The following is a 20,405-nucleotide window of genomic DNA, read 5'->3' as shown; positions in this document are numbered from 1 at the left end:
ATGGCCGGGCGACTGAAGGACAAGGTGGTGATTGTCACCGGCGCCGGGCGCGGCATCGGCGAGGCGACGGCGCGCGCGATGGCCGCCGAGGGTGCGGCCATCGTCGTGGCCGAAAAGGATGCGCTCAGCGGAAAGAGCGTTGCCGCGTCGCTGGTCGAAGCCGGCGCTCGGGCGCTGTTCGTGGAGACCGACGTCGCCGATATCGCATCCTGCAAAGCGATGGCCGAGCAAGCGCTTGCCACCTTCGGCCGCATCGACGTGCTGGTCGCCAATGCCGGCATCAACGTCTTCCACGAGCCGCTGGAAACCACGGAAGAGGAATGGCGGCGCTGCTTTGCCGTCGATCTCGACGGGGTGTGGTATTCGGCGCGCGCCGTGCTGCCGGCGATGCGGGCTCAGACGCAGGGTTCGATCGTGGCGATCGCTTCGTGCCATTCTTTCGCGATCATCCCCTCGACCTTTCCCTATCCGGTTGCCAAGCACGGACTGCTCGGCCTGGTACGATCGCTCGGCGTTCAATACGCGGCCGAAGGTGTTCGCGTGAACGCGATCGCACCCGGCTACATCGAGACGCAGATCGCGGTCGACTACTGGAACACCTTTCCTGATCCGCAGGCGGAGCGCCAGCGCACCTACGACCTGCACCCGCCGCGCCGCATCGGGCGGCCGGAGGAGGTGGCGATGACTGCCGTCTTCCTCGGCTCCGACGAGGCCCCGTTCATCAACGCGGCCTGCATTGTCATCGATGGCGGGCGCTCGGTTCTCTACCACGAATGAGGTTTCGCACCGGCGGCCGGTCGCCGGAAACGTCTTCAAGCAAAAAGGACTCCCGCCGGCCGGGATCGATATTGAGGAGGAAACCATGAAACGCATGATCAGGACGTGGCTTGCTGTGGCCGCGACCGCAGCCGTCGCGCTGACGGTCCATGGCGCCGGCGCGCAGGACAAGATGAAGTTCGGCTATATCAACAAGATGGGCGACCATCCCTGGTTCGTCCGCGAGGTGAAGGGTGCCAAGGACAAGGCCGCCGAGCTCGGCGTCGACCTGCTTGTCCAGGACGTTCAGTTCGACGCCAACCTCGCCGTCACCACCTTCGACACCTATGTCGGCGACGGCGTCAAGGGCATCGCCGTGGTGGTGCCGGACCGCTCGCTCGGCCCGGTCGTCGCCGACAAAGCAAAGGCCGCCAAGATCGGCCTGATTGCTGTCGACGACGACATCGCCTTCGCCGACGGCACGCCGGTCGCCTATGTCGGCATGAACGCGCTCAACATCGGCAAGCAGGTCGGCGGCGAGATTGCCCGCATCGTCAAGGCCGAAGGCTGGGACAAGGACCTCTCCAAGGTGCGCGTGGGCTCGATCGAGGACCAGAAGGCCGACACCTGCATGCGCCGCAACAAGGGCGCGGAGGAAGCGCTGGTCGCAGCGATCCCGGAGATCAAGTCGCGCATCGTCTCGATTCCCTATGACAACACGATGGTTAACTCGATCGATGTCGTGTCGACGACGCTGACGGCCAATCCGGACGCCGAGAAGTGGATCTTCTACTCCTGCAATGACGACGGCGTGCTCGGCGGCGTGCGCGCCACGGAGAATGCCGGCATGAAGCCGGAGAACGTCATCGGCATCGGCATCGACGGTTCCCGCTCCTGCGAGGCCTTCGGTTCCGGCAAGCCGACGGGCTTCCGCGGCACGATGTGGCTGGACAGCGCCAAGCACGGCGCCGCCGCTATCCAGGCGCTCTACGACCAAGCTACCGGCAAGGAGATGCAGAAGGACTATTTCCAGGACGCCACGCTGATCAGCGGCGAGAACTTCGCCAAGTTCAAGGACACTCTCGGTTGCAAGTCCTAGGCTGCCTTTCGGGCTCGGGGCGGATGGCCTTTGGGCGGGCGGCTTCAAAGGGAGTCTCCCGCCCATGACCGTGCCCGTCGTTGCCGTCGAAGGCGTCAGCAAGCGCTTCGGCGCCGTGCAGGCGCTGCGCGACGTGTCGGTCGCTTTCAACGTCGGCGAGATCACCGCGCTGATCGGCGAGAACGGCGCCGGCAAGTCGACGCTGATGCGCGTGCTGGAGGGCGAGCATCGGCCGGATAGTGGCCGGGTCCTGGTCGACGGGCAGCCGGTGCAGCTCAGCTCGCCGCGCGCCGCACACGGCTCGGGCATCCGCGTCATCCACCAGGAGCCGGAGATCATCCCAGAGCTTACGGTGGCGGAAAACATCTTCATCGGCGACATCAAGGCGCGAGGCGCAATTTTTCTCGACCGCGCTGATCTCGAAAGGCGCAGTCTCGACCTATTGCGCACCTTTGGCGTGGTCGACGTGCTTTCGCCCGGGCAGCGCTGCCATGGCCTGAGCCCGGCGCTGAGGCAGCTGATCGAAATCATGCGCGCGCTGCGGCCGGGCGCGCGGCTGCTTGCCTTCGACGAGCCGACCTCGTCTTTGACGGAGGACGAGGCGCAACGGCTGTTCCGCGTCATCCGGCGCCTGAAGGCCGATGGTGTCGCGGTGATCTACATCTCGCACCGGCTGCGCGAGATCATCGAGCTTGCCGATCGGTGCGTGGTGATGCGCGACGGCAGCCGCGTCGCCGACGAACCAATCGCGGCGCTCGACGAGCAGCGCATGGTGCGGCTGATGGTCGGCAGGCCGGTAAGCGACCTGTTCAACCGAAAAGTGCGTGCGCTCGGGCCGGTCCGGCTGGCGCTCGAAGGCGTCACGACACGCCGCGTCGACGGGATCAGCTTCGAGGTCAGGGCAGGCGAGATCGTCGGCCTGGGCGGATTGGTCGGCGCGGGACGGACGGAAGTCGCGCGCGCCGTCGTCGGCCTCGATCCACTGCTCTCCGGGCGGATGGCCGTCGGCGGCCGGCCTTACAGGCCGCGCGAGCCGGCGGATGCGGTTGCCGCCGGAATCGGGCTGGTGCCGGAGGACCGCAAGCAGGAGGCCCTGCTTTTGATGCAGGCGGTGCGCGACAATGTCAGCCTCGTGGTACCCGACAAGGTGTCGCGCTACGGCTTCTTCAGCCGCAGGCGCGAGCGCGCGCTGGTCGTCCGCCATGTCGCCGAGCTCCGGGTCAAGACGCCGTCGATCGAGCAGGCCGTCGGGAAATTGTCCGGCGGCAACCAGCAGAAAGTCGTCTTCGCGCGCTGGCAGGCACGGGGGCCGGCGGTCCTGATCCTCGACGAGCCGACGCGTGGCATCGATGTCGGCGCCAAGGCGGAGATCTACAGGCTCATCGAAAGCCTGGCCGACCAGGGCCTCGCCATCCTGCTCATCTCCTCGGAGATGCCAGAGCTGCTCGGCCTTGCCGACCGCGTCCTGGTCATGCAGAGCGGCCGCATCAGTGGCGAGCTGCCGTGGCAAGAGGCGAGCGAGGAGGCGGTGCTGGCACTGGCCATGCGCTCGGACAAGAAAGCAATCGAAAGGAGGGTGTCGTGACCGATACCGCGACCGCCGCACGCGAGCGCGCGCCGGCCAGCCTGTTTGGCCGCATCGGCGCGCAAAACATCAGCCTGCTGATCGCTCTGGTCGTGCTGCTGGCGATCTTTGGCGTGTTGAGGCCGGACGTCTTCTTCACGCCGCGCAACCTGATCAACATAGGCCTCGCGGTCACCATTCTCGGCATCCTGGCAATGGCGCAGACCGTCGTCATAGTATCGGGCGGGCTCGACATCTCGGTCGGGTCGATCGTCGGCCTGAGCACGATGGTGCTGGCCGTCGCCGCCCAGGAAACCGGCTCGATCCCCGCCGGCATCCTCGCCGGCCTGCTCGCCGGATTGCTGGCAGGCGCAGTCAACGGGCTGATCATCGTCTACGGGCCGGTCAATGCGGTGATCGCGACGCTTGGCACGATGTCGGCCTTCCGCGGCCTCGCCTATCTGATGAACAACGGCAATTCCATACCGATCACCGGCGACAGCCTGCGCGCGCTGGGCATCGGCACGCTTTTCGGGCTGCCCTTCGCCATCTGGCTGCTGATCGCGGCGATGGCGGCTTTCATCGTTTTCACCCGTGAGACGGTCGTCGGCCGCAACATCTACGCGCTTGGCGGCAATCCGACGGTGGCGCGGCTCGCCGGCATCCCGATCCGCCGCTACCAGATCTCGATTTATGCGATGAGCGGCTTCGCCGCGGCGGTGGCGGGTCTGGTGCTCGCCAGCCGCACCATGTCCGGACAGCCCGCCTCCGGCAGCCAGGGGCTGGAGCTCGAGGCTATCACCGCCGCGATCCTCGGCGGCTGCGCGCTGCAGGGCGGCAAGGGCACGATCATCGGCGCCATGTTAGGGGTGCTGATCATCGGCGTCCTCAACAACGGCATGATCCTGACCTCCGTGCCGACCTTCTACCAGCTGCTCGCCAAGGGCGCGCTGCTGATCCTGGCCGTCATCGTGCAAGAGCGCCAGCGGGCCCGGTCGGGAGAATAGCCCCGCGCGGGGTTAGACGCTTTCGAGATAGGTCTCGATCTCGAAGTCGCTGACATTGAGCGCGAAGGTGTTCAACTCCTGGCGTTTGCAGGCGATGAAAGCGTCGCGCAGCACGGCCGGGAAGATTTCGGCGACGCGCTTGCCGGTCTCGAAGGCGGCGATCGCCGAGGCCCAGTCAGGCGGCAGCTTGGCAAGCGTGAGGCCCTGTCCCTCGCCGCCGGTCGGCTCGCCAGGCGACAGCTGCCGCTCGATGCCCATCAGCGCGGCACCCAGGATCGCCGCCAGCACCAGATAGGGATTGGCGTCGGCCCCGGAAACGCGATGCTCGATGCGGCGCGCGGCAGACGGGCCGCCTGGAATGCGGATCGCCACCATGCGGTTTTCGTAGCCCCAGGCGACAGCGGTCGGCGCATAGGACCGTGGCCGCAGCCGGCGATAAGAATTGAAATGCGGCGCGAACACCAGCGTGCTTTCGGCCATGGCCGCGAGCAGGCCGCCGACGGCGTGGCGCATGGTGTCGGAGCCCTGGTCGCTGCCGTCGTCGAAGATGTTGCGGCCGTCCTTGTCGAGCACGCTGAAATGAACATGGAAACCGTTGCCGGCGCGCTCGCCATAGGGCTTGGCCATGAAGCAGGCGGCAAAGCCGTGCTTGCGCGCGATGCCCTTGACCGTGCGCTTGAAAAGCACGGCGTCGTCCGCGGCGCGCAAGGCATCCGGAACGTGGTTGAGGTTGATCTCGAACTGGCCGACGCCGTTCTCGGCGATCGCCGTATCGACCGGAATGCCCTGCATGCGGCAGGCTTCGTAGATGTCGTGGATGAAGCCTTCGAAATCGTCGATTTCGTCGATCGAAAGCGCCGCATCGGAATCGAGACGCCGGCCGGTGACCGGCGAGACAGGACCGACCGGACGCTGCGATGTCGGATCGACGAGATAGAATTCAAGCTCGGTCGCGGTAACCGGCGTCAGACCAAGCGCTGCGTAGCGGTCGAGGATGCGGGCGAGCGCGCGGCGCGGATCGCCGAGATAGGGTGCGCCGGCCTCGTCGGCGAGCCACAGGGGCAAAAGCGCCGTCGGATGCGCCGTCCAGTTGACGGGCAGGATGCCGCGTCCGGTCCAATGGCAAAGCCCGTCGGCGTCACCGGTCGAGAAAACCTGGGCGTTGCCTTCGATGTCCTCTCCCCAGATGTCGAGCCCGATCAGCGAATAAGGCATGCGCAGCTTGCCTTCGAGCGCCTTGCGCGCCTGCTCGACCGGGATGCGCTTGCCGCGCATGATGCCGTTCAGGTCGCACACCGCGGCCCGCAGGCTCTGGATGTCGCTTCTGCTTTCAAGCCAGTTCAAAACGTCCGCAATTGCATCGCCCAATTTCCAGCCCCTGTTCTTTCGGAGGTGCTGCAGCCGTTCCGGCTACGATATCCATTCTACAGCTTGTGAGTTTATGAAGGTCGCCACGGATGGTTCCAGGCGATGTTCCTTCATTTTTTCAATTCACTAGCTGGGATATCGGGCGGCATTTTGGGTCCATAGCTGCGATCTGCGATCGCAACATAGCTGGCCGCTAGGGGAAAGCCAAGGGGGCATTTGCGCGGTCAACGGTGAGCTGGCTGCCGGTATCGTGATGGCCGAGGGCAATCCCTCGATCTACGCTGAGGCATTAGTGCCGCAATTCAGGAAACTTGATCTGTTTGAGAATGTGCGTCGCGCCCTCGTCGATGTCGCGCACGATGGCCGCGCGGGCTCGTTCGCCGTCCTGGACCTCGATCGCCGCCACGACCTCTTCATGATAGTCGATGCCGAGAATGCCGGCGAGGTCGTCCTCGAAGCCGATGCGCAGGTTGCGGAGAAAGGGGCCCACCTGCATCCACACGGTCTCGATCAGGAAGATCATCTGCTCGTTGCCGCAGTGGCGGTAGATCGAGAACTTGAAGTCGTGATTCTTGCGCAGGTAGTCGTCGATGTCGCCGCTGCGGGCGGCCTGGGTGAGTTCGGCGCAATGACGGCGGATGGCGCGCAGGTTGTTGCCGTTGATGAGGCCGGTGGCGAGCTCAGTGGCCGTGCCTTCCAGGACCGTGCGCACGTCGGTGAGCTGCTGGAAACGGTCCGCCGAAATCATCGGCACCTCGACGCTGCCGTTCGGCATCGGGCTCAGCGCCCTGAGCGCCTGCAGCCGCATGAAGGCGCTGCGCACAGGCATGTCGCTGGTGCCGAGCTCCTTGGCGAGCTTGCGCGAGGTCAGCTTCTGGCCGGGCTGGAGCTGACCCGACATCAGCGCCCGCACCAGTTCCAGATAGACTTTCTCATGCAGCGGTACTGTGTCGAGGGCAGTCAGTCCGAATTGTGTTTTGTCGGCCATTGGCTATGCGCTACTTCGTCCGTCCCTGAAATCTGGTTTAGCCGCTCTGTCTGCAACCACGACACTTGGCCGGCGGCCCTCGATCGCACGATAGACGGTTAACGCGCGGCGCCGCAAGTGAGGCAGGGGCGGCCTTCCCTGCCTGACCCGAACGGCGCCCCTGGGCATGCGCGCCGTGGAGCGGTTCCAGTTAGCTGGAGACGCACTATCCGATGCGCGCGTCGATGATCTCGACGAAGCGCGCGAAGAGGCCGGCCTGCGACCTGATCTTGAGCTTGCGATAGATGTTGCGGCGATGGACCTTCACGGTCCCTGGGACGATCCTGAGCGCCCTGGCGATCGATTCCGTCGAGTGACCTTGGAGCACCAGGTCGACGACCTGTTTCTCGCGCGAGGTCAGCGACAGGCTCTTCCAGATGTGGGCGCGATCCAGCTCATTGGTCACCGCCGCGGCTTCGCCCGGCGGCGCAACCGTGGTCTCTTCGACAGGCAAGGCTGGCCAGCGCTGTCGGCAGAAGCCGACCACCGCGGGAGCCATGTCGCGCAACAGCCTAGCGTCGGCTGTTCCGAACGGCCCCGAGGCGCGCAGCCGCATCAGCGACAGCACCAGCGCATCCTTGCCGGCCAGCGGAACGAAGAAGCCGACCTCCTCGGCGAGCCGGGTCTGGCTGTAGTACGAGCGGTAGTACTCGCTGGCATAGAAGCGGTCCGGCGCCAACTCGCGCATGCGCCAGAAGCCTTCCCTGCGCTCGACCGCGGCGTGATGGAAGGGGTCGAGCAGATAGGGCCCTTCCTGATAGAGCGCGACGAAGATGTGGCTTTCGGCCGGCGAGAAGGTCTCGAACAGAAGCGGCGGCCGCGCAGCACCCCGATAGCCGAAGACGACGCAGTGATCGAAGCGGACATGCCCGCGCAGCCAGCCGACGATCGCCTTGCCGAAATGATCGCCGGTCTCGCGCGCCGCGGCAATCACGGCGCCGAGCGCGTTGTAGTCGTCGCTGCGGGAGGCGCTCAATTCATACCCCTCGAAATGCTAAAATCAATTAAATATACCACCCGCGAGGTATATACTAGGCGCCATTGGCTCTGCTAGCTTTGCAAAGATTGCCTCACGCTGTCGCTGGAGCCCGTGGCTTGACTGCAGTGCCCGATATCGAGTTTCGCGCGGTCACCAAGCGCTACGGCGCCGTCACGGCGGTCAGCGGCATCGACCTTGCCATCCCGCCCGCGGCCTTCGTCGCCCTGCTCGGACCATCCGGCTGCGGCAAGACGACATGCCTGCGCATGATCGGCGGCTTCGAGCAGCCGAGCGAGGGCCAGGTGCTGATCCGCGGCCGCGACATGGCCGGAACGCCGCCTTACCGGCGTCCGGTCAACATGGTGTTCCAGCAGTACGCGCTGTTTCCGCATCTCGATGTCGAGGAGAACATCTCCTACGGACTGCGCCAGGCAAGGCCGCGTCTGTCGTCGCGCGAGATCAGCCTGAAGGCAGGTGAGGCGTTGGCCATGGTGCAGCTTGCCGGCTACAGACGCCGCAAGATCCACGAGCTTTCCGGCGGCCAGCAGCAGCGCGTCGCGCTCGCCCGGGCGCTGGTCAACAAGCCTGCGGTGCTGCTGCTCGACGAGCCACTGGCGGCGCTCGACAAGAAGCTGCGCACAGACATGCAGATCGAGCTGCAGAACCTGCAGCGGGAGATCGGCATCACCTTCGTGCTGGTCACCCACGACCAGGAGGAGGCACTGTCGATGAGCGACTTCGTGTGCGTCATGAATGGCGGCCGCGTGGTGCAACTCGGCCAGCCGAGCGAGATCTATGACGAGCCGGCCGATCTGTTCGTTGCCGATTTCGTCGGCAAGACGAATCTGCTCAGCGGCAAGGTGGCCGGGCTCTCCGGCGACCTCGTCGACGTGGCGCTCGCCGACGGCACGGTGATTTCGGCGCGCAAGCGGGTACCGCTCAGCCGGGGCGAGGCCGTATCCGTCAGCCTTCGGCCGGAATCGCTCAGCCTCTCGGCGCCCGGAGGCGGCGGTCTCAAGGGCATTGTCCGTAACCGCATCTTTCTTGGCTCGACCGCGGAATACGCGATCGAAGTGCAGGGCATTGGATCATTGCTTACCAAGGCCGATCACGTGACTGGCCGGGGCAACCTTTTCAAGCCGGGCGAACCCGTCGCCATCGGCTTCGCCGCCGGAGCGCCGCTGGCGTTTCCGCAACCTAAGAACAACGGGACCAACCAGAGGGAAGACCAACATGTCAAAATCCTATCGTGACGGACTGCCGATAAGCCCCGAAAAATTCGTCGACCAATTGATGCGCCTGAAGCGCGGCTCGATCAGCCGGCGCGACTTCCTCGGCCTCACCGGCCTCGGTGTCGCGACCGCGGTGATGGCGCGCGAGCTCGGCATCAGGCCGACACCGGCCTTTGCTGCCGAGAACCTCGGCGACCGCATGTCCATCGCCACCTGGCCGAACTATCACGACCCGCAGACCTTCGAGAACTTCAAGGCCGAGACGGGCGTGGCCGTCGAGGTCAACGTCTTCGGTTCGAACGAAGAGATGCTGGCCAAGCTGCAGGCCGGCGGCTCGGGCTGGAGCCTGTTCGTGCCGACCAACTACACCATCTCGACCTATAAGAAGCTCGGCATCATCGAGCCGCTGGACATGGCCAAGCTCGGCAATTTCGACGGCAGCAAGGAAGATGCCCGCTTCACCGCGGAAGGCACGATCGACGGCACGATCTACGCCGTGCCGAAGAACTGGGGCACGACCGGCTTTGCCGTCAACACCAAGAAGCTCGCCAAGCCGATGTCGAGCTGGAAGGAATTCTGGGACACGGCCATGGCGGAAGGCGACGGCCGCACCATGGTGCATGACTACCAGCTGACCACGATCGGCAATGCGCTGAAATATCACGGCTACTCGTTCAACTCGCTGAAGCAGGACGAGCTCGCCAAGGCCGAGGAACTGCTGCTCAAAGTCAAGCCGCATCTCTTCGCGGTGTCGAGCGACTATCAGCCGTCGATGCGCTCGGGCGACGCCTGGATGACGATGTGCTGGACCAATGACGGCGCGCAGCTTCATCGCGATATTCCTGAGATCGCCTATGTGCTCGGCAAGGAGGGCGGCGAGATCTGGACCGACTTCTACGCCATCCCGAAGGACGCGCCGAACAAGCCGGCCGGCTATGCGCTGCTCAACTACCTGATGAACCCGAAGGTCGCCGTCAAGGAGCATCTGGCCAATGGCGCGCCTTCGACCGACGCGCGGGTCAATGCGCTGCTGCCGAAGGAGGTGCTCGAGAACCCGATCCTCTATCCGGCCGCCGAGCTTCTGAAGCCGCTCGAGTTCGGCGCCGCCGCGACGCTCACCGATCCGGGCCGCGCCGAGCTGATGGCGCGCTTCAAGGCCGCGTGAATCAGGGCACCAACTCCGGTCAAGTTCTTACCGCCGGCGGGCAGAGGCCCGCCGGCGCCGAAGCGGCTTTTTCAATGCGCGGCAGTCTCCTTCGCAAAAATCTCCTGACCGCCCTACTGCTCGCTCCGGCGACGCTGTGGCTCGTCGTGTTCCTGGTCTTGCCGTTCGTCGCCATCGCCATCTTCAGCGTCGGGGAGCGGGCGCCCGAGGGCGGCTACCAGGCAGCGTTCACCGTCGCTCAATATGCCAACCTGCCGGCACGGGCGACCGCCTTCTGGAACACGATGGTGCTGGCGCCGGTCGGCGCGCTGGCCTGCCTCCTCGTTGCCTATCCCGTCGCCTATTACCTGGCGCTGCGCGCGCCGCAGCGCTGGCGGCTGATCCTGCTCGCGCTGATCGTCATCCCGTTCTGGACCAGCCTTCTGATGCGCACCTATGCCTGGATGTACATCCTTGGCGGGCGCGGCATTCCCGCCCTGCTCGCCTATATAGGCATCGAGGATCTCAGGCTGATCAACACGCCTGGCGCGGTGCTGCTCGGCATCGTCTATGGCTATCTGCCGCTGATGATCCTGCCGATTTATGTCAGCCTCGAACGGCTCGACCGGCGGCTGCTCGAGGCGTCCGCCGATCTGGGTGCTACGCCGCTATCGACCTTCCTCGGCGTCACGCTCCGGCTGTCGCTGCCGGGCGTGATGACCGGCTTCTCGCTGGTGATGATCCTGCTGCTCGGCGAGTATCTGATCCCGACGCTGCTTGGCGGCGGCAAGGTGTTCTTCATCGGCAACGCCTTGGTCGACCTCTTCTTGCAGTCACGCAACTGGCCGTTCGGATCGGCGATTGCCATCACGCTGGTGCTGGTCTCGGTCGTGGTGCTGATCATCGCCAACCGCCTCTCGACTCGGCTTTCGGGCGCCCGCCGCGTGGACCTGATCTGATGCGCGCCTTCGTCGTTGCCGTCTTTGCTTTCCTCTATCTGCCGATCGCGCTGGTCGTGCTGTTCTCGTTCAATGCGGGCCACCACGCCAGCGAGTTCACCGGCTTCTCCGAGCAATGGTACGGCAAGGCGCTGTCAAACCCGTTCCTTGTCGAGGCGCTGAAGAACAGCCTGTTCATCGCCACCACCAGCGCGCTGCTCGCGGCCTTCTGCGGCACGGCCGCGGCGCTCGGGCTGCAGCGTGTCGGCGCGCGGACAAGGGGCGTGTTCGACGCGTTGCTGGGTGCCGCGATCGTTGTGCCGGGCGTCGTCATCGGCATCTCGACGCTGGTGGCCCTGGTGCAGCTCTTCGCCGTCGTTAACCCGTTCCTCGCTTCGGTTTGGCCGACCGACCAGCCGCCGCGCCTGGCGCTCGGCTACGGCTCGATCATCGCCGCGCACGGCCTGTTCTCGATGGCGCTGGTTACGATGATCGTCGGCACGCGGCTCAGCAGCCTCGACCGCAACCTGGTCGAGGCCTCGAGCGATCTCTATGCAACACCGCTGACGACGTTCCGCTCGGTCGTGCTGCCGCAGATCATGCCGGCTGTGATTGCCGGCTTCCTGCTCGCCTTCACCTTCTCCTTCGACGACTTCATCATCGCCTTCTTCGTCGCCGGCGCGCAGACGACCTTGCCGATCTATGTCTTTGCCTCGATCCGACGCGGGGTGACGCCGGAGATCAACGCCATCGCGACGATCGTGCTCGCCGCCTCGGTGCTGCTCGTTCTGCTCGCGCAATGGCAGCTCGGCCGACGAAAACCATCGCCTTGAAAGACAGATCCATGATTTTGAAAGATCGCATCGCCGTGGTGACGGGCGCCGGGTCGGGCATCGGGCGCGCCGGCGCCATGATCATGGCGCGGGAAGGGGCTGTCGTGGTGATCGCCGACCGGGATCCGGCGGCAGGCGAGGCCACGGCGGCCGCTATCCGCGCAGCCGGCGGCCGCGCCGAAGCGGTTGCGACCGATGTCGGCAACGACACTGCGGTCGAGGACCTCATAGCGGGAACGCTCGGCAAGCACGGCCGGATCGATATCCTGCACAGCCATGCCGGCATTCAGGTCGGCGGCACGCTGACGGAAGTCAGCACCGACGGCATGGACGCGTCGTGGCGGATCAATGTGCGGGCGCAGTTCCTCGCGGCGAAGACCGTCATGCCGGCGATGATCGCGCAGGGCGGCGGCGTCATCCTCAACACTGCGTCCAATTCCGGCGTCTTCTACGATCGCGAGATGATCGCCTATGCCACGTCCAAGCATGCGGTGGTGGCGATGACCAGGCAGATGTCGCTCGACTACGCCAAGCACAATGTGCGCATCAACGCGCTCTGTCCGGGCTGGGTCGACACGCCGTTCAACGAGCCGTTCATCACCCAGATGGGTGGCCGCAACGCAATTGAAAACTATGTACGTACCAAGATTCCGATGGGGCGCTGGGCGAGCGCGGAGGAGATCGCCGAGGCAATCCTGTTCCTGGTCTCCGACCGCTCGTCCTTCATGACCGGCCAGGCGCTGGTCGTCGACGGCGGCGAAAGCATCGGCTGAGGCGCGCTTGGCGAGCGATCTACCGGTCGACGGGATTTCCAAATGCCGGATCGCGGCGTCGCGAGTAGGTTTCGATACGCGGCAGATCGTCGGAAAATTCCAGCCAGGGCAGACGCAGCCGCCAATAGGCGTGGGCTTGTGGCCGAAACCGCTCCGGATGGTCGAAGAAGCCGATGGTGACATAAAGCTCGTCGTTCAGTCCCTCGTCGCGATAGGCGATCGAGGTGCCGCATTTCTCGCAGAAGCTGCGGACGATGCCCCGGGTTTTCGAGAATTCCCTGGGCTGGCCGCGGGTCAAGCGAAACTGGTCCGGCCGGTAACCGATCCAGATGGTCAGCGGGCTTCCGATCGCCCGGCGGCAGTCGTCATCATGGTCGAAGCAGATCCAGAACGGATCGCCCTGCATCTCGGCCGCGATCGCCCCGCAAAAACATGCCCCCGTTTCGATCGTGCTTTCCATCCCATCGCTCCTGATCGTGCTGAATTCCGTCGGCCGCGCTGTGCGCCGGTGGCGTGCTCAGTGGGAACATCAAAACCGGCAGCGAGTTCCTTTGGCCGTGCAACGCGCGGAGTGGTCCCAGCGGGTGGGCTTGCGCCGGAAGCAACGATCGGTCAAACCATAGGCCAGGTTCCTTGAAGAGGTTTGCCGTGCAAATGGAAAAAAGCCGCTCCGGCTCTCGGCTGTTTTCAATTTCGGCCGCAAGAAATCGTCTTTCAGCGGGGCATCACTAGTCATGCGCTGTTGCCGGCACGAGAATCTGCAACGCGCGGAGGAGAGCAAGGTCGGTTCGCATGTCGTTCGGGACGGCTGGACCGAGGGGGTATGCGGAGTGCTCGATCCGGCCTGTTGGCCGGCCATCAGGCGGGCGTCCGTCGTTCAGATCACGTAGCTTACTCAGCGCTCAAACCGAAACGGACGTGCCCGCCAAAGCGATTTCTCCTTCGTACGGACATGACCGATGCCTGACAAACTGAATTGCTCATTTCCCAGCGCCGATCCGCAAAGCTGGCTGACCACGCATGGAATAGGCGAGGTCGAGTGCCTGGTGCCCGATGTCAACGGTGTGCTGCGCGGCAAGGCCTTGCCGGCGGCCAAGTTCCTGAAGTCGCTCGAGGACCGTGCGCTCTACCTGCCCAGCAGCGCTTTCCTGGTCGCGATCGACGGCCGCTATTCCGGCTCCATCGATGAAGGGTTCGCGTATCAGGACCCCGACATGCGCATGGTGCCCGACCTGTCGACGCTCAGCCTTGCGCCCGGCGGCAGGGTCGGCAAGGCCTATGTCTTTGCCGATACGTTTCACATGGACGGACGGCCGTCGATGGCTTCGCCGCGCCATGTGCTGAGGGCCGTGCTCGATCTTTACCGCCGGCGTGGCTGGCACGCCGTGACGGCGCCGGAGCTCGAATTCTACCTCACGGCGCCAAATCCCGATCCGGATCGGCCGCTGACCGCGCCGGTCGGGCGCAATGGACGGCCGGAAAGCGTGCAGCATCCCTATGACATGCAGGCGCTGGAGGAGTTCGAAGCGGTGACGCGTCGCCTCTATGAGCACGCCGCGGCGGCCGGCCTGCCGCTCGACACGCTGATCCATGAATCCGGCACGGCGCAGCTCGAGATCAACTTCCTCCATGGCGACCCGCTGGCGCTGGCCGACAAGGTGCTGTTGTTCAAGCGTATGGCCAGGCAGGCGGCGCAAGCGAGCGGTATGCACGCCACCTTCATGGCGAAGCCGATCGCGGCGCAGGCCGGCAGCTCGATGCATCTTCACATGTCCATCATCGACGAAGGCGGCGAGCCCCTGTTTGCCGGCAAAGACGGCGAGGACACAGAAATGTTCGCGCACTTCATCGGGGGCCTGCAGAAATACGTGCCTGAAATCATGCCGCTGTTTGCACCGAACGTGAACTCGTATCGCCGCATCCGGCCGGGCCACAGCGCGCCGGCCAATATCGAGTGGTCGCATGATAACCGCTCCTGCGGCTTGCGGGTGCCAATGGGCGGGCGCGCCGCGCGGCGGGTGGAGAACCGGCTGCCCGGGGCCGACGCCAATCCCTACCTCGCCATGGCCGGCTCGCTCATCGCCGGATATCTCGGCGTCGAGGAGAAGCTGGCCCGCTCGCCGGAGGCCTTCGGCAACGCCTATCGCAGCCAGAGCACGCTGCCCAAGACCATGGAGGAAGCGCTCGACCGTTTCGCCGCCTGCGAGCCGGTGCGGGTGCTGCTCGGGGAGGATTTCTTCCAAACCTATCTGCGCGTGAAAAGCGTAGAGCTCGACCTGTTCCAGACCGTGGTGACGTCGTGGGAACGCGACCATCTGCTGCTCAAGGTGTGACCATGGCTTCGACAGGTTTCAATTCCGGTCTTCATATCGGCAAATCCTATTATGTGGCGACTGCCAATCCGGCGCCGGACCATCCGGCGCTTACCGGCGATGCAGAAGCCGACCTGGTGGTCGTCGGTGGCGGCTGCACCGGGCTTTCGGCGGCGCTCCATGCGGCCGAACGCGGCCTTAAAGTGGTGCTGCTCGAAGGCGGCAAGATCGGCTGGGGTGCCTCTGGGCGCAATGGCGGCCAGATAATCCCCGGTCTGCGCAAGGGCGCCAAGGAGCTGGTCAGAGCGTTCGGGCCGGAGCGGGCGAAGGCGCTGTTCGACCTCGCCTTCGAGGCGCGAGGCTTGGTGCTCGACATTATCGAGCGCCACGGCATCGAATGCGACTTGCGGCTGACCGGCCATCTGGTCGGCGCGGTCAACGGCTCCGACATGCGCGAATTCGAGGAAGAGGCCGAGTGCCTCGCCAAGGTGATGGACTTCCCGCATGTCGAGATCCTGTCGGCGGCGGCGGCGCGGCGCATGGTCGATACGCCTTATCTCGGTGCATCCTTCGAGACGCTCGGCGGACACATGCATCCGCTGAACTACACGCTGGGGCTCGCTGGGGCCGCTTCTGCCGCTGGCGTCACCATCCACGAGAACTCGGTCGCCGTCCGGCTGGAGCGTGAACCCTTTATCCGGGTGTTCACCGACAAGGGCTCGGTCCGTGCCAGGCATGTGGTGCTGGCCGGCGATGCGCTGCTCAACGGGCTCGAGCCGCGCGTCAACAGCCGCATCATGCCGATCGGCAACTACATCGTCGCCACCGAGCCGTTGGGCGCGCGCAACGTCATCCCGTCCAACGCCGCGGTTTCGGACACGCTTTTCGTGGTCAATTACTACCGCATGTCCGCGGATGGCCGCCTGCTGTTCGGCGGCGGCGAGCGCTATACGCCCTCGCCGCCCGCCGACATTGGCGGCTTCGTGCGGCCGCATATGGAAAAGACCTTCCCACAGCTTAGGGGGTGCCGGATCGACCATGCCTGGGGCGGGCTCGTGTCTGTGACGACGTCGCGCCTGCCGCATGTCGGGCATTATGGCGAGGTCTATTTCGCGCATGGCTATTCCGGCAAGGGCGTCATCCTGTCGACGCTGTCGGGCAAGCTGCTCGCGGAAGCGATCACCGGCGACGCCTCGCGGCTCGACCTGTTCTCGACGCTGACGCCGCTGCCGTTCCCCGGCGGCACGGCGCTGCGCGGGCCGCTCTATGTGCTCGGCATGCTGTGGTATGCGATGCGCGATCGACTCAGGCGTTGAGCGCCGACTTTCCCGTCGGTGCCAGCGACGAATCCGGCGCGGAACTGCACGTCTTCGGCCGAAAGTCAAATCGTCGGCTCGCTAGGTGTCGCGGTTGGTCAGCGCGATGTGGCAGCAGCCGGAGCCGTGGCCCGGCGTCCAGGTCACGTTGGCGAAGCGCACGCCGGTTGCTTCGAACAGTCCGCGGTCGAAGGCGCCGGCGATGCGGCAGAGCGTGGCAAGCTTTTCCTCGCCGACGCCGGCCTCGACCCACGCATCCTTCAGCGGGCAGCGCTTCACCTTGAAAGCGATGCGGTTCGGCCTGCGCTCGACGTCGGTCGGATACATGCGCCCGCCATCCGGGCTGACGGAAAGGAACGCCTCGCCGATCGCCAGCGCATCATTGGGGCCGAAACCGGCGAAAGCGGCCGCTGCGACTTCCCGGCCGCGCTTTTCGATGGTGCGGATCATTAATGCTTCGGCCTTCTCGGCGCCAAGCTCGGCGGTCAGCTCATCGAGGAAGAGGCGATAGAGATCGCCCCGGTTGCGAAAGGCGGAGTCGAGCTCGCGCGACAGTTTTTCGGCAATGGCTGCGTGGGAGTCGGTCATGGTGTTTTCATCCTATTCAGCCTCGGGGTTGCCGCCACCAGCGCCTTGCCGACCGCCGATTGCGGGCTGGCGATGACGGTGCGGGCGTCGCCGCTCTCGGCGACCCGGCCGGCATCGAGGAGAACGATGCGATGCGCGAGGGCGCGGATTACGCCGAGATCATGCGAAATGAAGAGATAGGCGATCTGTTCCTGTCTTTGCAGGTCGAGCAGCAAGTCCAGGATCTGTCCGCGCACCGAAACGTCGAGCGCCGAGACCGCCTCGTCGAGGACGATCAGCGACGGTCGGGTGGCGATGGCGCGGGCGATCGCTACCCGCTGGCGCTGGCCGCCGGAAATCTCGTGGATCGCGCGCGCGGCAAGGCCGGCATCGAGGCCGACACGCTCCAAGAGAGCTGCGGTGCGGCGCGGGCGCTCCGAGCGCGAGGCGATGCCGTGGATGCGCAACGGGTCGTCCAGCGCACGCGCCACCGTGGAGTGCGGGTTAAAGGCGGCGAGCGGATCCTGAAAGACCATCTGGAGGCGGGCACGGCGGGCGCGCAACGCGGCGCCCGACAAGATAAGCAAGTCCGCGCCCTCAAATTGGATGCGCCCAGCGTCGGGCTCTAGCAGGCGCAGTACCAGCCGCGCAATCGTCGACTTGCCGCTGCCGGACGGGCCGGCGACGGCCAGCGTTTCGGCCGGGCCGATCTCAAACGAGACATCGTCGACCGCCGCAAAAGGTTTGCCGCCGCGGCGATAGCGCTTGGAGAGATTGGAGACGGCGAGCACGGTCATGCCGGGGCGCCTTGCCGGTCAAGAAGCGGCCTGGCGTCGAGACCGAGATGGGCATCGAGCAGCGTGCGCGTATAGGCATGGCGCGGCGCGTCAAGGATCTGGTCCGTGTCGCCCAATTCGACCAACTCGCCATGACGCAGCACCGCGATGCGTTCGGCGAGCGTGGCGGCGAGCGCGATGTCGTGGCTGATGAAGGCGAGCGTCAGGCCGTCCTCGTTGACCAACCCGCGGATCAGGGAAACGATCTCGGCCTGGACGATGGTGTCGAGCGCGCTGGTCGCCTCGTCGGCAATCAGCAGTTTCGGGGCGGCGGCGATGGCCGCTGCGATTGCAACGCGCTGCTTCTGGCCGCCGGACAGCTGGTGCGGATAGGCGCGCAAGACGGCTTCGGAGTCGGGCAGGCGGACGCGCTCGAGCAGGGTTTTGGCTTTGGCATAAGCCTCGCGCCAGGTGAGGTTGAGATGCGTGCGTGCGACCTCGGCAATTTGCTTGCCGACCGGCATCACCGGGTCGAGGCTGAAGGAGGGGTCCTGGAAGACGAAGCCGATGTCGCGGCCACCAATGGGCTGAAAATGCGAAGCTGTCACGGAATGAGACGATCGAGGTTTCTGCCACTCGATCGAACCTCCAGCCTCGGCCGCTTCCGCCAACAATCCCGCAACCGCCAGCGCCAGCGTGCTCTTGCCCGAGCCGCTCTCACCGATGATCGCAAGGCGTTCCCCGGCTTCCACATCAAGGCTGATGCCCTTCAGCGCCGTTACCTCGACGCCGTCTCGCCGATACCGCACGGTCAGATCGCGGATCGAAAGCAGCGCAGTCACGACAGGCTCCTGCGTACCGCAGTGCTTTCCACCACGCCCTCGCCGGCGAGGTAAACGCCGAGAACGGTCAGCACCAGTGCGATACCGGGAACGATCGACAGAAAAGGCGCGGTGCGCAAGACAGTGCGGCCTTCGGCGATCATGCCGCCCCAGGTGACGCGGTTGGGATCACCGAGGCCGAGGAAGGAAAGCGCTGCTTCGGTGAGGATGGCGGCCGCGACGATCACCGAGGAAAGCGCCAGCACCGGCGGCAGCGCATTGGGGAGCACCTCGCGAAAGGCAATCTCGAGCGGATGCATGCCGATGACGCGAGCGCCGGCGACATAGTCGCGCTCGCGGATCGACAGCACTTCCGCGCGCGCCACCCGCGCCGGCCCGGTCCAGGCGCCGAGCGCGATGGCCGCGATCACCACTCCAAGCGAGGGGCCGACGATGCTGACGAAGGCCAGCGCCAGCAAAAAACTAGGCACGGTCTGGAAGGCGTCGGTGATGCGCATCAGCACCTCGTCGATCAAGCCGCCGGCGAAACCGGCCAGCGTGCCCACCACCGCGCCGACCAGAAGCGCAGCTGCGGCCGCCGCTAGTCCAACCGCCAGCGAGGTGCGCGCGCCGTGGAAAAGTTCGGCCAGCACGTCGCGGCCGAGCCGGTCGGTGCCGAGCGGCAGCGACCAATTTTGCAACGGCGGCAGCAAGGCCGGGCCGGCGATCGCTTGCGGGTCGCCCGGAAAGAGCGGCGCTGCCAGCGCGATCGCGACGAGCAAGGCGAGGATGAGTGCGCCGGCGATCGCTTCCGGCGTCTGGAAAAAGCGATGCAGCCTCTTCATGCGACCGCCTCGCCGGCACCGACGCGCGGATCGAGGAAGGCGTAGGCGAGATCGACCAGGAGGTTGATGACGATAACGAGCACGGCGCTCACCAAAATGATGCCGAGCAGCAGCGGCGTGTCGCGTCCGGCGACGGCTTCCTGCGCCAGCCGGCCGAGGCCGGGGACGGCAAAGACGCTTTCGATGACAACGCTGCCGCCCAGCATCTGCGCCGATTGCAAGCCGAGCATGGTGACCAGCGGCAGCAGCGCGTTGCGGGCGACATGCCCAAGCACGATGCGCCGGCGCGGCAAGCCCCTGGCACGGGCGGCAAGCACGAAATCCTGCCGCCAGGCTTCCGCCATGCCGGCGCGCATCATGCGCAGATAGAGCGCGAGATAGATGAAGCCGAGCGCCGAGACCGGCAGCACAAGATGGGTGGCGATGTCGCCGGCCCGCGCCACCCCGGTCTTGGCCGATGCGATGGTCTCGATGCCGCCGATCGGCAGCCAGCGCAGGTCGACGGCAAAGACGACGATCAGCACAAGGCCGAGCCAGAACCCCGGCACGGCGTAGAGCGCCAGCGAGCCGATCGACAGGAAGCGGTCGCGAAAGCTTCCGGGACGCGCGCCGGCATAGATGCCGAGCGCCGAGCCGAGGCCGAAGGAGAGCGCGGTTGCGCTGCCCATCAGGATGAGCGTGGTCGGCAGGCGTTCGAGGATGACGTCGCGGATCGGCCGCGAGAACGTGACGGACTGGCCAAGGTCGAGGTGCAAGAGCGCCCAGAGATAGTTGGCGAGCCGGGTCAGTTCCGACTGGTCGAGGCCCCAGCGGTGGCGCAGCAATTCGATCATGCCGGCATCGCCGCCGGTCGAGACGATATAGGCGTCGACCGCGTCGCCGGGGGCAGCTTCGAGCAGCAGGAAGCTGCCGATGACGACGATCAGCAGCACGAAGACGCTGCCGACGAGGCGGCGGCGCAGGAGGGTGAGGGCTCGGGTCATGGCGACGCCATATCAGGGCCAACCCTTGGATGCCGCGTCCGGCAGGACAGAGGGGGGGCGCGACG

General features: G+C 65.6%; 20 protein-coding genes. 11 read left to right on the top strand and 9 right to left on the bottom strand.

The annotated features are described in order from the left end of the window. The 4 genes from CK222_RS13005 (at position 1) to CK222_RS12990 (ending at position 4,426) form a co-directional block, all read left to right on the top strand. Positions 1-777, top strand: a complete 777-nt coding sequence (locus CK222_RS13005) for an SDR family oxidoreductase (protein ID WP_066990055.1) — start codon at positions 1-3, stop codon at positions 775-777. Positions 778-862: 85 nt separating this feature from the next. Beyond that, the gene (locus tag CK222_RS13000) at positions 863-1,855 is read left to right on the top strand and encodes a substrate-binding domain-containing protein (protein WP_082953661.1); all 993 of its coding nucleotides are present in this window, start codon (positions 863-865) and stop codon (positions 1,853-1,855) included. 64 nt (positions 1,856-1,919) lie between these two features. Further along, the gene (locus CK222_RS12995; RefSeq protein WP_095800625.1) at positions 1,920-3,440 is read left to right on the top strand and encodes a sugar ABC transporter ATP-binding protein; all 1,521 of its coding nucleotides are present in this window, start codon (positions 1,920-1,922) and stop codon (positions 3,438-3,440) included. Beyond that, complete coding sequence (locus CK222_RS12990; protein WP_095800624.1) at positions 3,437-4,426, top strand: ABC transporter permease; 990 nt, start codon at positions 3,437-3,439, stop codon at positions 4,424-4,426. The genes CK222_RS12995 and CK222_RS12990 overlap by 4 nt, the downstream gene beginning before the upstream one ends. A 12-nt stretch (positions 4,427-4,438) precedes the next feature. Here CK222_RS12990 and CK222_RS12985 read toward each other — a convergent pair whose 3' ends face one another. The 3 genes from CK222_RS12985 to CK222_RS12975 form a co-directional block, all read right to left on the bottom strand. Further along, the gene (locus CK222_RS12985) at positions 4,439-5,794 is read right to left on the bottom strand and encodes a glutamine synthetase family protein (protein ID WP_067319031.1); all 1,356 of its coding nucleotides are present in this window, start codon (positions 5,792-5,794) and stop codon (positions 4,439-4,441) included. A gap of 289 nt (positions 5,795-6,083) precedes the next feature. Continuing rightward, positions 6,084-6,782, bottom strand: a complete 699-nt coding sequence (locus CK222_RS12980) for a GntR family transcriptional regulator (protein ID WP_066990043.1) — start codon at positions 6,780-6,782, stop codon at positions 6,084-6,086. A gap of 205 nt (positions 6,783-6,987) precedes the next feature. Further along, positions 6,988-7,797: a helix-turn-helix transcriptional regulator gene (locus tag CK222_RS12975; RefSeq protein ID WP_067319029.1), complete on the bottom strand. Its 810-nt coding sequence runs from the start codon at positions 7,795-7,797 to the stop codon at positions 6,988-6,990. Positions 7,798-7,916: 119 nt separating this feature from the next. Between CK222_RS12975 and CK222_RS12970 the strand changes: the two genes are divergently transcribed. From CK222_RS12970 to CK222_RS12950, 5 genes are all read left to right on the top strand, one after another. Then, positions 7,917-9,053, top strand: coding sequence for an ABC transporter ATP-binding protein (locus CK222_RS12970; RefSeq protein WP_095800623.1), 1,137 nt, complete (start codon positions 7,917-7,919; stop codon positions 9,051-9,053). Further along, positions 9,034-10,197 (top strand): spermidine/putrescine ABC transporter substrate-binding protein, encoded by a 1,164-nt coding sequence (locus tag CK222_RS12965; protein WP_095800622.1) that lies wholly within the window; start codon positions 9,034-9,036, stop codon positions 10,195-10,197. The genes CK222_RS12970 and CK222_RS12965 overlap by 20 nt, the downstream gene beginning before the upstream one ends. A gap of 74 nt (positions 10,198-10,271) precedes the next feature. Next, positions 10,272-11,135 (top strand): ABC transporter permease, encoded by an 864-nt coding sequence (locus CK222_RS12960; protein ID WP_095800661.1) that lies wholly within the window; start codon positions 10,272-10,274, stop codon positions 11,133-11,135. Further along, positions 11,135-11,947, top strand: coding sequence for an ABC transporter permease (locus CK222_RS12955; RefSeq protein WP_095800621.1), 813 nt, complete (start codon positions 11,135-11,137; stop codon positions 11,945-11,947). Before CK222_RS12960 ends, CK222_RS12955 begins: the two co-directional genes overlap by 1 nt. Before the next feature lie 11 nt (positions 11,948-11,958). After that, on the top strand, positions 11,959-12,720 hold the full coding sequence (locus CK222_RS12950) for a glucose 1-dehydrogenase (RefSeq protein WP_066990027.1): 762 nt from the start codon (positions 11,959-11,961) through the stop codon (positions 12,718-12,720). A gap of 19 nt (positions 12,721-12,739) precedes the next feature. Here the strand turns inward: CK222_RS12950 and CK222_RS12945 are convergent, their stop codons facing one another. Next, positions 12,740-13,180: a GFA family protein gene (locus CK222_RS12945; RefSeq protein WP_095800620.1), complete on the bottom strand. Its 441-nt coding sequence runs from the start codon at positions 13,178-13,180 to the stop codon at positions 12,740-12,742. A 499-nt stretch (positions 13,181-13,679) separates the two neighbouring features. On the opposite strand from CK222_RS12945, the gene CK222_RS12940 reads away from it, so the two are divergent. Further along, positions 13,680-15,053, top strand: a complete 1,374-nt coding sequence (locus CK222_RS12940) for a glutamine synthetase family protein (protein ID WP_095800619.1) — start codon at positions 13,680-13,682, stop codon at positions 15,051-15,053. A gap of 2 nt (positions 15,054-15,055) precedes the next feature. Then, positions 15,056-16,348 carry an FAD-binding oxidoreductase gene (locus CK222_RS12935; RefSeq protein ID WP_176477627.1) on the top strand — a complete coding sequence of 431 codons (1,293 nt, stop codon included), beginning with the start codon at positions 15,056-15,058 and terminating at the stop codon, positions 16,346-16,348. A gap of 81 nt (positions 16,349-16,429) precedes the next feature. Here CK222_RS12935 and CK222_RS12930 read toward each other — a convergent pair whose 3' ends face one another. The 5 genes from CK222_RS12930 to CK222_RS12910 are packed head-to-tail and all read right to left on the bottom strand — an operon-like array spanning position 16,430 to position 20,340. Further along, on the bottom strand, positions 16,430-16,936 hold the full coding sequence (locus CK222_RS12930) for an L-2-amino-thiazoline-4-carboxylic acid hydrolase (protein ID WP_095800617.1): 507 nt from the start codon (positions 16,934-16,936) through the stop codon (positions 16,430-16,432). Then, positions 16,933-17,712, bottom strand: a complete 780-nt coding sequence (locus tag CK222_RS12925; RefSeq protein ID WP_095800616.1) for an ATP-binding cassette domain-containing protein — start codon at positions 17,710-17,712, stop codon at positions 16,933-16,935. The genes CK222_RS12930 and CK222_RS12925 overlap by 4 nt, the downstream gene beginning before the upstream one ends. Beyond that, positions 17,709-18,533 carry an ABC transporter ATP-binding protein gene (locus tag CK222_RS12920; RefSeq protein ID WP_095800615.1) on the bottom strand — a complete coding sequence of 275 codons (825 nt, stop codon included), beginning with the start codon at positions 18,531-18,533 and terminating at the stop codon, positions 17,709-17,711. Before CK222_RS12920 ends, CK222_RS12925 begins: the two co-directional genes overlap by 4 nt. Beyond that, on the bottom strand, positions 18,530-19,357 hold the full coding sequence (locus CK222_RS12915) for an ABC transporter permease (RefSeq protein WP_095800614.1): 828 nt from the start codon (positions 19,355-19,357) through the stop codon (positions 18,530-18,532). The genes CK222_RS12920 and CK222_RS12915 overlap by 4 nt, the downstream gene beginning before the upstream one ends. Beyond that, positions 19,354-20,340 (bottom strand): ABC transporter permease, encoded by a 987-nt coding sequence (locus CK222_RS12910; protein WP_095800613.1) that lies wholly within the window; start codon positions 20,338-20,340, stop codon positions 19,354-19,356. The genes CK222_RS12915 and CK222_RS12910 overlap by 4 nt, the downstream gene beginning before the upstream one ends. Positions 20,341-20,405: the final 65 nt, after the last annotated feature.

This window comes from Mesorhizobium sp. WSM3866 (assembly GCF_002294795.1).
Classification (GTDB): domain Bacteria; phylum Pseudomonadota; class Alphaproteobacteria; order Rhizobiales; family Rhizobiaceae; genus Mesorhizobium.
Note: the sequence above shows the minus strand (reverse complement) of the source record. Positions and strands in the feature narration are given on the sequence as shown.

Bases quoted from the DNA above. Each gene is read 5' to 3' on its own strand.
- CK222_RS13005 (WP_066990055.1), top strand. From the start codon at position 1: ATGGCCGGGCGACTGAAGGACAAGGTGGTGATTGTCACCGGCGCCGGG.
- CK222_RS13000 (WP_082953661.1), top strand. From the start codon at position 863: ATGAAACGCATGATCAGGACGTGGCTTGCTGTGGCCGCGACCGCAGCC.
- CK222_RS12995 (WP_095800625.1), top strand. From the start codon at position 1,920: ATGACCGTGCCCGTCGTTGCCGTCGAAGGCGTCAGCAAGCGCTTCGGC.
- CK222_RS12980 (WP_066990043.1), bottom strand. From the start codon at position 6,782: ATGGCCGACAAAACACAATTCGGACTGACTGCCCTCGACACAGTACCG.
- CK222_RS12965 (WP_095800622.1), top strand. From the start codon at position 9,034: ATGTCAAAATCCTATCGTGACGGACTGCCGATAAGCCCCGAAAAATTC.
- CK222_RS12960 (WP_095800661.1), top strand. From the start codon at position 10,272: ATGCGCGGCAGTCTCCTTCGCAAAAATCTCCTGACCGCCCTACTGCTC.
- CK222_RS12955 (WP_095800621.1), top strand. From the start codon at position 11,135: ATGCGCGCCTTCGTCGTTGCCGTCTTTGCTTTCCTCTATCTGCCGATC.
- CK222_RS12950 (WP_066990027.1), top strand. From the start codon at position 11,959: ATGATTTTGAAAGATCGCATCGCCGTGGTGACGGGCGCCGGGTCGGGC.
- CK222_RS12945 (WP_095800620.1), bottom strand. From the start codon at position 13,180: ATGGAAAGCACGATCGAAACGGGGGCATGTTTTTGCGGGGCGATCGCG.
- CK222_RS12940 (WP_095800619.1), top strand. From the start codon at position 13,680: ATGCCTGACAAACTGAATTGCTCATTTCCCAGCGCCGATCCGCAAAGC.
- CK222_RS12935 (WP_176477627.1), top strand. From the start codon at position 15,056: ATGGCTTCGACAGGTTTCAATTCCGGTCTTCATATCGGCAAATCCTAT.
- CK222_RS12930 (WP_095800617.1), bottom strand. From the start codon at position 16,936: ATGACCGACTCCCACGCAGCCATTGCCGAAAAACTGTCGCGCGAGCTC.
- CK222_RS12925 (WP_095800616.1), bottom strand. From the start codon at position 17,712: ATGACCGTGCTCGCCGTCTCCAATCTCTCCAAGCGCTATCGCCGCGGC.
- CK222_RS12915 (WP_095800614.1), bottom strand. From the start codon at position 19,357: ATGAAGAGGCTGCATCGCTTTTTCCAGACGCCGGAAGCGATCGCCGGC.
- CK222_RS12910 (WP_095800613.1), bottom strand. From the start codon at position 20,340: ATGACCCGAGCCCTCACCCTCCTGCGCCGCCGCCTCGTCGGCAGCGTC.